Annotated in this window: 8 protein-coding genes; 5 read left to right on the plus strand and 3 right to left on the minus strand. The window is 67.5% G+C overall.

The features are described from left to right. Positions 1-377 precede the first annotated feature (377 nt). The 3 genes from ASE70_RS12575 to ASE70_RS12585 are packed head-to-tail and all read left to right on the plus strand — an operon-like array spanning position 378 to position 4,812. Complete coding sequence (locus tag ASE70_RS12575) at positions 378-1,460, plus strand: PLP-dependent cysteine synthase family protein (protein WP_056505373.1); 1,083 nt, start codon at positions 378-380, stop codon at positions 1,458-1,460. Then, entirely contained in the window at positions 1,457-2,809 is a 1,353-nt protein-coding gene (locus ASE70_RS12580) for an L-serine ammonia-lyase (protein ID WP_156356217.1), read from the plus strand. The genes ASE70_RS12575 and ASE70_RS12580 overlap by 4 nt, the downstream gene beginning before the upstream one ends. Beyond that, positions 2,803-4,812, plus strand: coding sequence for a M3 family metallopeptidase (locus tag ASE70_RS12585; protein WP_056505381.1), 2,010 nt, complete (start codon positions 2,803-2,805; stop codon positions 4,810-4,812). The genes ASE70_RS12580 and ASE70_RS12585 overlap by 7 nt, the downstream gene beginning before the upstream one ends. A 357-nt stretch (positions 4,813-5,169) precedes the next feature. On the opposite strand, the gene ASE70_RS19285 is transcribed toward ASE70_RS12585, so the two are convergent. Then, positions 5,170-6,054, minus strand: coding sequence for a bifunctional transcriptional activator/DNA repair enzyme AdaA (locus tag ASE70_RS19285; RefSeq protein WP_082438975.1), 885 nt, complete (start codon positions 6,052-6,054; stop codon positions 5,170-5,172). Here ASE70_RS19285 and ogt point away from each other — a divergent pair. Then, positions 6,053-6,568, plus strand: coding sequence for a methylated-DNA--[protein]-cysteine S-methyltransferase (gene ogt / locus ASE70_RS12595; protein ID WP_056400056.1), 516 nt, complete (start codon positions 6,053-6,055; stop codon positions 6,566-6,568). The two genes, ASE70_RS19285 and ogt, sit on opposite strands and share 2 nt — an antisense overlap. Positions 6,569-6,832: 264 nt before the next feature. Here ogt and ASE70_RS12600 read toward each other — a convergent pair whose 3' ends face one another. After that, positions 6,833-8,248 carry a mannitol dehydrogenase family protein gene (locus tag ASE70_RS12600; RefSeq protein ID WP_056505388.1) on the minus strand — a complete coding sequence of 472 codons (1,416 nt, stop codon included), beginning with the start codon at positions 8,246-8,248 and terminating at the stop codon, positions 6,833-6,835. After that, complete coding sequence (gene uxaC / locus ASE70_RS12605) at positions 8,245-9,654, minus strand: glucuronate isomerase (RefSeq protein ID WP_056505391.1); 1,410 nt, start codon at positions 9,652-9,654, stop codon at positions 8,245-8,247. The genes ASE70_RS12600 and uxaC overlap by 4 nt, the downstream gene beginning before the upstream one ends. A 69-nt stretch (positions 9,655-9,723) precedes the next feature. Between uxaC and ASE70_RS12610 the strand changes: the two genes are divergently transcribed. Continuing rightward, entirely contained in the window at positions 9,724-11,217 is a 1,494-nt protein-coding gene (locus tag ASE70_RS12610; RefSeq protein ID WP_056505393.1) for a UxaA family hydrolase, read from the plus strand. Positions 11,218-11,449: the final 232 nt, after the last annotated feature.

Consider the following 11,449-nt stretch of genomic DNA (forward strand, 5'->3'; position numbering starts at 1 on the left):
CTCCCTGCTCCAAACCCCTAAGGTCGAAGCGCCAGCAAGCCGGCGATAGAGAGACCGGAACACATGGCACCAACCATCAGGTCAGTACCAGGTCCCGGATAAAAAGAGCAACTCGCTATCCGCATCAGCGGCACGATCCGAAGATCAGCGAGGCGACCGGCGGGAGAAGCGAAGAGCGTCTCGTCGTCCGGTGAAGCTGCTTATATGGGCGGCTTCAGAAGGCGTCAACAACGTTTTCGCATTTTTTACGGTTCCATGTGATTTTGCGATCCTGCGTGCCGTTTCCGGGCGATTGCGACGATATTGGCGCGCCCTTCCCCCTCTTGGCCGACCGCGGCATAAGGCGGGTGATAGTATCTTTTGAGAGGATCATCCCGTTGACCCCCGCTCCCGCGCCGCCCTCGCATGATCGCATCTGGACGCTGGATGCGATCCGGCGGTTGGAAGCCGATTTCTGCCGGTCGGCGGATACGCATCTGATCCGCGTCGAACTGCCGGAGACGCCGGGGATCACGCTCTACCTGAAGGACGAATCGGTTCATCCGTCCGGCAGCCTGAAGCATCGACTCGCCCGGTCGCTGATCCTGTACGGGCTATGCAACGGATGGATCGGCCCGGACACGGTACTGGTCGAGGCGACCAGCGGGTCGACCGCAGTGTCGGAAGCCTATTTCGCGCGGTTGATCGGGTTGCGGTTCATTGCCGTCGTCCCGCGGACCATCGCCAGCGCGAAGATCGATGCGATCCGGTTCCAGGGCGGCGAAGTGCATTTCGTCGATGATCCGCGCGACGTATACGCGGCGGCACAGGCATTGGCCGACGCCAGCGGCGGCCATTATCTCGACCAGTTCACCTATGCCGAGCGGGCGACTGACTGGCGGGGCAACAACAACATTGCCGAATCGATCTTTGCGCAGATGGCGAAGGAGGATTCGTCCGAGCCGAGCTGGATCGTGTGCGGTGCCGGAACCGGTGGCACGTCGGCGACGCTGGGCCGCTTCATCCGCTATGGTCGGCATGCGACACGGCTGTGCGTCGCCGACCCGGCGGCATCGGTCTTTCACCGCCATTATGCCGACCCGACGATCCATACGGTCGAAGGCGAATGTTCGTGCATCGAAGGTATCGGACGGCCGCGGGTCGAGCCGAGCTTCGTGCCCGCCGTCATCGACCGGATGATCGCCGTCGACGATGCCGACAGTATCGGAGCGATGCGGGCGATCAGCGCACGGCTCGGGCGGCCGGTCGGCGGATCGACCGGGACCAATATCGTCGCCTGCGCCACGCTGATCGCGGAAATGGCGGCGGCGGGGCAGCGGGGATCGGTCGTGACGATCCTGTGCGATTCGGGGCTGCGCTACGGCGATACCTATTATGACGACGACTGGCTGACGGCGCGCAAGATCGACTGGCGGCCGGCGGCGGCAAGGTTCGCGGCGTTGCTCGGTCATCCGGCATGACCCCGCTGAGCATCACCGATCTGTTCACGATCGGTATCGGGCCGTCGAGTTCGCACACCGTCGGGCCGATGCGCGCGGCCTGCGCCTTTGCGACGATGCTCATGGAAGATGGCATCGCGCCCGAACGGGTCCTGTGCGACCTCTATGGGTCGCTGTCGCTGACCGGTCGAGGCCATGCCACCGACGTCGCGATCCTGCTGGGGCTGTCGGGCGCGACGCCCGAGGGTATCGATCCCGACGCGGTGACGGCGATGGTCGCCGCGATCCATGCCGACTGCTCGATCGACCTGGCGGGGAAACGGCCGATCGCGTTCGATCCGGCGCGCGACATCGTCTTCCATCCCGGCTTTCTGCCCGGCCATCCCAATGCGATGGCGTTCACGGCAGTCCTTGCCGACGGGAGCCGGATCGTGCGGCGCTATCATTCGATCGGCGGCGGCGCGATCCGGGCCGAGGGCGAGACGCCGCCACGGCTGAACCTGACGCTTCCCCACCCCTTTGCCAGCGGCGCGGAACTGCTGACGCTCTGCGCCGACACCCGCCAGTCGATCGCCGAGATCGTCGCCGCCAACGAAAGCGCGTGGCGGGCGGAGGCGGAGACACTCGGCTTCCTCGATGCGGTGCGCTCGGCGATGCTCGCGTCGATCGATCGCGGCTGTACCGGGCGCGGCGAACTGCCCGGGGGCTTGCGGGTCCAGCGGCGGGCGCGGGCGATTCGCGAGAAGCTGCTCGAACGCGGCCCCCGCACCGATCCCAGCGTCGTGTTCGAATGGGTCAGCCTGTGGGCGCTGGCGGTGAACGAGGAGAATGCAGCGGGCGGCCGCGTGGTCACCGCACCGACCAACGGCGCGGCGGGGGTGATCCCGGCGGTGCTGAAATATTATGAGACGTTCGTCCATGGATCGACCCGTGCCGGGGCCCACGCGCTGTTGATGACCGCGGCGGCGATCGGGTTTCTCTACAAGCAGAACGCGTCGATCTCCGCGGCCGAGATGGGGTGTCAGGGCGAGGTCGGCGTCGCCTGTTCAATGGCGGCCGCGGGACTTGCCGCGGCGCTTGGCGCGACGCCGGCACAGGTCGAGAATGCCGCCGAGATCGGCATGGAGCATAATCTGGGCCTGACCTGCGATCCGATCGGCGGGCTGGTGCAGATCCCGTGTATCGAGCGCAATACGATGGGCGCGATCAAGGCGATCAACGCCGCCTATCTGGCGCTACACGGCGATGGTCGCCACATCGTCAGCCTCGATCAGGTGATCGAGACGATGCGCCAGACCGGCGAGGATATGAAGAGCCAGTACAAGGAGACCAGCCAGGGCGGCCTGGCGGTCAATGTCGTCGAATGTTGAAGGATTTACACTTGTCCCAGCTTCCCGATTTCGCCGCGATCACCCCGACCGCGATCGCACCCACGCTCGACACGCTGCTGGCCGAGCGCGATGCCGTTGCCGAGCAGGCCAAGGCGGCGCGCCCCGGCTTCGCCGAGACGTGGTTGCCGGTCGAGTCGGCGGACGTCGCGATCGATAATTTCTGGTCGACCGTCTGGCACCTGCATGCTGTCGCCGACACGCCCGAATTGCGCGAGGCACATGCGGCGGGACAGGCGGTGCTGACCGCGCGCGGGATCGCGGCGCAGCAAGACCGGGCGATGTTCGACACGCTGCGGACGCTGGCGGTCGCGCCCGAATTCGCCGAGCTGGACGATGCCGACCGGATGGCGGTCGAACGGTCGATCCGCGACCGCACGCTGGCGGGCGTCGCGCTGGACGATGCCAATCGCGCGCGGTTCAGGGACGTCGCGACCGAATTGTCGGCGCTCCAGACCGAATTCGCCAGCGCAGTGCTCGACGCGACCGATGCGTGGACGCTGCACGTCACCGATCCAGCGCGGCTGACCGGATTGTCGGAGGCGGACCGGGCGATGATGGCGGCGGCGGCAACGGCACGCGAGCTGGAAGGCTGGGTCGTGACGCTGCAACAACCGAGCGTCGTCGCGGTCCTGACCTTTGCCGAGGATCGCGACCTGCGGGCGGAGGTCTATCGCGCCTTTGGCACGCGGGCGTCGGATCAGGGGCCGGACTCTGGCAAGTTCGATAATAGCGATCGCATCCGCCGCATCCTGTCGCTGCGGCACGAGGCGGCGACGCTACTCGGCTTCACTGATCCGGTCGCGCGGTCGCTGAGCACCAAGATGGCGCCGGACGTGGCGGAAGTGCTGGCGTTCCTGCGCGACCTTGCCAAGCGGGCGCGGCCGCATGCCGAGACGGAGATCGCCGAACTGCGCGCCTTTGCCGCCGGGCATCTGGACATTACCGACCTGCAACCCTGGGATATCGGCTTCGTCAGCGACCGGCTGAAGCGGCATGCCCATGCCATCGACCAGTCGGTGGTGAAGCAATATTTCCCGGTCGACCGGGTGCTTGGCGGGTGGCGCGAGCTGCTGGACCAGTTGTTCGGGCTGACGCTGACCAAGCGGAGCGACGTCGCGACCTATCATCCCGATGCGTGTTATTACGATGTCGCCGACGGCAACGGGGTTTTCGCCGGCCTCTACCTCGACCTGCATGCGCGGGCGGGGAAGAAGGGCGGTGCGTGGATGGCCCCTGCCCGGCCCTATCGCGCCGATCCGGCGGACGGAATTCCGGTCGCCTATATGGTCTGCAACTTCGCGCCGACCGGGGGGGCGACGCCGCTGCTGAGCCATGACGACGTAACGACGCTGCTGCACGAGACGGGGCATTGCCTGCACCATCTGTTCACCCGCGTGCCGCGACCGGACATTGCCGGGACGACCGGGTTCGAATGGGACGCGGTCGAGTTGCCGAGCCAGTTGCTGGAGGATTTCGCATGGGAGCCGTCAGTGCTGTCGGCGATGTCGGGCCATGTCGAAACCGGCGAGCCGCTGCCGGGCGACCTGTTCGAGCGGATGCTGGCGGCGCGGCGCTTCGGGTCGGGCATGTTCCTGTTGCGGCAGATCGAGTTCGCGATGTTCGACCTGTTGCTGCACCTGGGCACGCAGGGCGACGACCCGATCGCGGTGATCGAGGCGGTGCGCGACGAAATGTCGGTGGTGCGGCCGCCGGCATGGCACCGCTTCCCCCATGCCTTTTCGCATATCTTCGCGGGGGGCTATGCGGCGGGCTATTACAGCTATCTTTGGGCGGAGCTGCTGGCGGCGGACGGCTTTGCCGCGTTTGTCGAGGCTGGGACGGTCGACCGGGCGACCGGCGACCGGTTGCGCGATACGGTGTTGAGCCAAGGGGCGGTGCGGCCGGCGATCGAGTTGTTCCGGGCGTTTCGCGGACGCGATCCCGATCCGGCGGCGATGCTGGCGCGGCATGGGTTGGCTTGACCGGGTCAAAAGTCACAAAGGTCACACTCGCCCGCGTTTTGGTGCTGGTCGGTTTTGGTTCGCACGAAGGCGCTAAGGCACCAAGAAAAAGGTCGTTTTCACGCGGAGGCGCGGAGACGCGGAGGGGTTGCGAATGTTGCAAATCGTTCGCAATCGGGAGACGTTGCGCTCGCTGACACCGTGGATGAGGCCGCTGACGCGGAAGAGGTTGCAGCAAGCGCAACTCCTCCGCGTCTCCGCGCCTCCGCGCGAACCCCTAATTTTTTACCTTCGCGCCTTCGCGCCTTCGCGTGAAAAACAGGAATGAGAAAGAACGGCAGCGATCCTGCCTGCCCGCGCGCCTGTAGGACAGTGTTTTCAATTCTCAGCGAACACCGCGCGTTTGGCGGCGGCGATGGCGCGGCCCAGCTCCGGGATCGGGACGTCGGTCAGGGTGATGCGCAGGGTCCGCCCCCTGCCCGGCGTCACTTCGGCTTGGCCTTCGGGCAGGTCGACCGCGATCGGAGCGTCGGGCACGAAATCGGGGCGGTGGGCGATGGTGACCGTGATCGGCGCGGCTGGATCGGGAAGCGTACCTTCGCGGCGAAGCGCCGAGGGAGCGCGGGCGAAGGCGGACTGGAAAGCCTCGTTGAAGCGGCGGACGCTGCCATAGCCGGCGGCGAAGGCGATGTCGGTCAGCGGCAGGCGGGTGTCGTGGACCAGATGCTTGGCGAGGTGGAGGCGGCGGGTCGCCTCGATCGCGAGGGGGGTCAGCCCCAGATGTTCGACGAACAGCCGGCGCAGATGGCGGTCGCTCATCCCCAGCCGATCGGCCAGCGCGGCGACGCTCCCTTCCGCCAGCGCGCCGTCGTCGATCAGGCGGAGCGCACGGTGGATCGAGGCGAGCGTACCGGCCCATGCCGGACTGTCGGGCGCGGTTTCGGGCCGGCAGCGCAGACACGGTCGATAGCCCGCCGCCTGCGCCGCCGCCGCGCTGGCGTAGAAGGTGACGTTGTCGCGGATCGGCGTGCGCGCCGGGCAGACCGGGCGGCAATAGATGCGCGTCGTGTGGACGGCAGTGAAGAACAGCCCGTCCTGCGTCGGATCGCGGCGTTCGATCGCGGCATAGCAATGGTCGGGGTCGAGCATGGCGGCGACCTTATCGCCGCTGCGCAGCGCGACTAGCGGAAAACGGACATGGGCGTAGCGTCGTGTCCGGTTTCCGCTGGCAGTCGGTCGAACGCCGGGCCAGATTGCCGGCATGATGACGCTGTATGAGGAATTGCTGCCCAGCCCGGTCGGCACGATCACTATCCTGACCGATGGCGACGGGGTGTTGCGGGTGCTGGAGTTCGAGGATTTCGGTGCGCGGATGGAACGGCTGTTGCGGCTGCACTATCGGCCGGGCGGGTGGCGGGTCGTGCCGGCGGTGCGGACCAGCGACGCGATGCGGGCGATGACCGCCTATTTCGCGGGCGATGTGGCGGCGATCGACGGGCTGCCGACCGCGACGGGCGGGACCGACTTTCAGCGTTCGGTGTGGCAGGCGTTGCGCGATGTCGGGGCGGGGCGGACGGTCGCCTATGTCGATATCGCCGCCGCGATCGGGCGACCGAGCGCGGTGCGCGCGGTCGGGCTGGCCAATGGATCGAACCCGATCGCGATCGTCGTGCCATGCCACCGGATCATCGGACGGTCGGGGGCGCTTACCGGGTATGGCGGCGGGCTGGAGCGCAAGCGATGGTTGCTGGCGCATGAGGGGGTCGGGCTGGTTTAGGATTTCTGGTTCACGCGATGGCGCGAAGGTCGTGAAGGGAAGAAGATAGGATTTCGCGCAGAGGCGCAGAGGCGCGGAGGGGTTGCGCTCGATGCAGCGTCCACCGCATCAGCGGCTTCAACATTAGCTGCCAAGGACGATAGGTCTCCCGGTCGCGCGCCGATCGCCCGGAACGAAACCCCTCAGCGCCTCTGCGCCTCCGCGCGAACATCTATCTTCTTCTCTTCGCGACCTTCGCGCCTTCGCGTGAACCAATCTACCCGATCAGACCAACGCCGCCGCCAAATCCGAACCCGGTGCCAGCGCGGCATAGGCCCGCTCCACCGCCGCCACGAACACCGCATCCTCGCCCAGATCGCCGAACACATCGCGCATCGCCAGCAATGCCGCCGGCTCCCCGGCCCGCGCCAGCAACGCATCGGCGCGGGGATCGACCAGCTTTTCACCGCTCGCCTTGCGCAGTTCGAGGAAGCGGAACCATGCGGCGATCGGCACCGCCAGCCGGTCGACCGGACGCCCCGCCGCGCGCGCATCGCGGATCGTGTCGCACAGGCGATAGGGCAGTTTTTGCGAGCCGTCCCATGCGATCTGCGCCAGCTGGTGCGCGATCGCCGGGTTGGCGAAGCGCGCCAGCACCGCGTCGATATAAGCCGACAGGTCCATTTCGGCGGGCGGCTGGATCGACGGGGCGATATCCTGCCGCATCAGCCGTTCGGCGAAGGCGGCGAGCGGCGGGGTCGCCATCGCGTCGCGGACGGTCGCGAGGCCCAGCAGCAGCCCGACATAGGCAAGCATCGAATGCGCGCCGTTCAACAGCCGCAGCTTGGCGTTTTCGAAGCCGCGCACGTCGCGGGTGAACTGCACGCCGGCTAGATCGAGCGGCGGGCGGTCGCCGGCGAAATCATCCTCGATCACCCATTGCGCGAAGCCTTCGCGCTGGATCGGCCACGCATCGTCGATGCCGGTGGCGGCGCGCACCGATGCGCGCAGCGCGTCGTCGGTCGCGGGCGTGATCGAATCGACCATCGTCGAGGGGAAGCGGACGTGATCGTCGATCCATGTCGCCAGATCGGGATCGCGCGCGGCGGCGAGGTCACGGATCGAGCGGCGGAAGCGGTGGCCGTTGTCCGCCAGATTGTCGCACGACATCAGCGTGATCGCCCCGCCCCCCGCCGCCCGGCGCGCGGCGAGGCCGGCGACCAGCCAGCCCGACAGCGTCGATGGCTCCGCCCCGGTCAGTTCGCGGACGATCGCAGGATGGTCGAGGTCGAGCGCGCCGGTGCCGTCAAGGTGATAGCCCTTTTCGGTGACGGTGGTCGTCACCAGCCGGGTGGTCGGCGCGGCGATGCGCGACAGCACCGCGTCGCGGCGGTGCGCGGTCAGCAATTCGGTGATCGATCCGATCACCCGGTAGCGGGTCTCGCGGTCGAGCAGCGCCAGTGTATAAAGGCCATCCTGCGGCCCGAGCGCATCGGCGACCCCGGTCGAATTGAGCGCGACCGCACTGATCGCCCAACGCGGGTCTGCACCAAGGATGCTGTCGACATAGGCCGCCTGATGCGCGCGGTGGAACGCGCCGGGGCCGATATGGACGATGCCCGCGGTCAGCGCGGTTCGGTCATAGGCCGGGCGGGCGACCGTGGCGGGCAGGTCGTTCAGGGTCGGGTTGGACAGGTTCACAGCTTGTACGCCTGCTTGACGAGGCCATAGGTCAGGTCGTGCGCGACCTCATGCGCGTCGGCTTCGTCCAGCCGGTGTTCGGCGACCAGCCGGGCGAGGAAGCCGCAATCGACGCGGCGGGCGACGTCGTGGCGCGCCGGGATCGACAGGAAGGCGCGGGTATCGTCGTTGAAGCCGACCGTGTTGTAGAAGCCGGCGGTCTCGGTCGTCATCTCGCGGAAGCGGCGCATCCCCTCCGGCGAATCGTGGAACCACCATGCCGGGCCGAGCTTCAGGCACGGATAATGGCCCGCCAGCGGGGCCAGTTCGCGGGCATAGGTCGATTCGTCGAGCGTGAAGAGGATGATGGTCAGTTCGGTCGAGGTGCCGACCACGTCGAGCATCGGCTTCAACGCCGCGACATAATCGGTGCGGGTCGGGATATCGGCACCCTTGTCGCGGCCGAACATGTCGAACAGGCCGCGATTATGGTTGCGGAACGATCCGGGGTGGATCTGCATCACCAGCCCGTCCTCGATCGACATGCGCGCCATTTCGGTCAGCATCTGCGCGCGGAATAACTCGGCATCGGCGGCGTCGGCGGTGCCGGCGATGACCTTGGCGAACAAGGCTTGCGACTCGGCGGGGGAAAGGTTGGCGGTGCGGGCGGTCGGGTGGCCATGGTCGCTCGACGTCGCGCCGGCGGCGATGAAGTCTTGCCGGCGCTTGCGGTGCGCGGCGAGATAGCCGGTCCAGTCATGGACGTCCTCCCCCGTGAGCTCGGCGAATTTGGCGAGCGCGGGGCGAAAGGCTTCGTGTTCGCAGTCGATCACCGCGTCGGGGCGATAGGCGGTGACGACGCGCCCGCTCCAGCCGCTCTCCCGGATCGCGCGGTGATGGTCGAGCGGGTCGTCGGCCCCTTCGGTGGTGGCGATCAGTTCGATGCCGAAGCGGTCGAACAGCGCGCGCGGGCGATAGGCGTCGGTCGCCAGCAATTCGCCGATCCGGTCGTAATAGGTGTCGGCATTGGCGGCGGTCAGTGCTTCCTCGAACCCGAACACCGCGCCGAACACATGGTCGAGCCAGAGGCGCGACGGGGTGCCGCGGAACAGATGCTGGTTGGCGGCAAACAGGCCCCACGCCTTGCGCGGGTCGGCGACGATGGTGCCGTCGCGGCGCGGCACGGCGAGGTCGTCGAGGGCAATGCCCTGGCTGTAGAGCATGCGGAAGATATAATGGTCGGGCGACAGCAGCAGCTCGGTCGCGTTGATCCATGGCCGGTCGGTCGCGAACCATGCCGGGTCGGTATGGCCGTGCGGGCTGACGATCGGCAGGTCGCGCACGGCGGCGTACAGTTCGCGCGCGATGCCACGCGTCGTCGGATCGGCCGGGAACAGGCGATCGGGGTTCAGCAGCAGGGCAGCCATGCGCGGTTCTCCTTGTGCCCGGTCTCTTCGTGGATTGTGCCAGCGGTGGCAATGGCCTATTTCCGTGTAATGCTCGATGTTTCCCCCGCCCGTGCCGTGCGCGTCGATCGCGACGACGATGTCGCCCTGTTGCTCGATCCCGTCGCGGCGGGGGACGTGGTGGCGGTCGATGACGAGCGTGTGGTGGCACGCGTCGACATAGCGGTCGGGCACAAGATCGCGGTGCGCGCCGTTGCGGCCGGCGCACCGGTGCGGCGCTATCGCAGTCCGATCGGCATCGCCCGCTGTGCCATCGCGGCGGGCGAGCATGTCCATGTCCATAATGTCGCGACGGCGTTGGTCGGCGAGGATGCGTATCGCTACGCCCCTGCCCTGCCGCCCGCCCCCGAGCCACGCGCGGAACCGGGCTTTGCCGGCTATGTCCGCGCCGATGGCAGCGTCGGCACCCGCAACGAAATCTGGGTGCTGCCGACGGTCGGCTGCGTCGGGCGACTGGGTGAACGGATCGCAATGCAGGCGGGGCCGCGCCATGCCGGGCGGATCGACGGGGTCCATGCGTTCAACCATCCGTTCGGCTGTTCGCAGCTGGGCGACGATCTGAACCGGACCGGCGCGATCCTCGCCGCGCTGGCGTGCAATCCCAATGCCGGCGGCGTGGTGCTGCTAGGCCTTGGTTGCGAATCGAACCAGCTCGATGCGATGCTGGCGCGGTTGCCGGCGGACGTATTGGCGCGGGTGCGGACGGTGCGGGCACAGGCGAGCGCCGATGAATTCGCCGAAGCGATGGCGGCGGTCGACGAACTGGCCGAGGCGGCGGCGGCGAAGCGGCAGCCGGTGCCGCTGTCGGCACTGCGGTTGGGGGTGAAGTGCGGCGGATCGGATTCGATGTCGGGGCTGACCGCCAATCCGCTGATCGGGCGGATGACCGACCGCGTCGCGGCGGCGGGCGGCACGGTGCTGATGACCGAAATCCCCGAGATTTTCGGCGCGGAACGGATGCTGATGGCGCGCTGTGCTGATGAGGCGGTGTTCGACCGGCTGGTCGAGGTAACCAACCGCTTCAAACGCTATTTCCTCGACCATGGCGAGCCGGTGTCGGAGAATCCGAGTCCCGGCAACATCGCGGGCGGGATCACCACGCTGGAGGAAAAGTCGCTGGGCGCGGTGCAGAAGGGTGGCCTTGCCCCGGTCTGCGACGTGCTCGATTATGGTGAGCCGGTGCGGCGTGCCGGACTGTCGGTGGTCGACGGACCGGGCAACGACGCGGTGTCGACGACCGCACTGGCGGCGGCGGGGGCGACGATCACGCTGTTTTCGACCGGACGGGGGACGCCACTCGGCAGCCCGGTACCGACGATGAAGATCGCGACCAACCGCGATCTGGCGACGCGCAAGGCGGGCTGGATCGACTTCGATGCCAGCACGGTGCTGGACGAGGGGCAGGATGCGGCGGCGGATGCGCTGCTGGCGCAGATCGTCGCGGTGGCTTCGGGCGAGCCGGCGCGAAACGAGGTGAACGAGGAACGCGCGATCGGGATCTGGAAGTCGGGGGTTACGCTGTAGGGAGCGCGCGATGCCGGGCCGGTCGTCACCGGAGCGAGCATCCGGACCGCAAGTCCACCGTACCCCGCACAGGCGGGGGTCCAGGGGCCTCAATCGCAAGCGGTTGTTTTGCTTGGCTTTAGACCCCCACCTGCGCGGGAGTGTTCACTTCGGACTCTGTAGACGTTTTCTGGCGAGGAAGATGTCGAGGGTGATCTCGAGCATCTGTTGGGTCTTGGAGGCGCGTTTGGTT

The sequence above is a fragment of the Sphingomonas sp. Leaf22 genome, assembly GCF_001421715.1.
Lineage (GTDB): Bacteria > Pseudomonadota > Alphaproteobacteria > Sphingomonadales > Sphingomonadaceae > Sphingomonas.

Excerpts from the sequence above, each read along its gene's own strand:
- uxaC (WP_056505391.1), bottom strand. The coding sequence starts at position 9,654 with ATGGCTGCCCTGCTGCTGAACCCCGATCGCCTGTTCCCGGCCGATCCG.
- ASE70_RS12580 (WP_156356217.1), top strand. The coding sequence starts at position 1,457 with ATGACCCCGCTGAGCATCACCGATCTGTTCACGATCGGTATCGGGCCG.
- ASE70_RS12610 (WP_056505393.1), top strand. The coding sequence starts at position 9,724 with ATGCTCGATGTTTCCCCCGCCCGTGCCGTGCGCGTCGATCGCGACGAC.
- ASE70_RS19285 (WP_082438975.1), bottom strand. The coding sequence starts at position 6,054 with ATGCCGGCAATCTGGCCCGGCGTTCGACCGACTGCCAGCGGAAACCGG.
- ogt (WP_056400056.1), top strand. The coding sequence starts at position 6,053 with ATGATGACGCTGTATGAGGAATTGCTGCCCAGCCCGGTCGGCACGATC.
- ASE70_RS12585 (WP_056505381.1), top strand. The coding sequence starts at position 2,803 with ATGTTGAAGGATTTACACTTGTCCCAGCTTCCCGATTTCGCCGCGATC.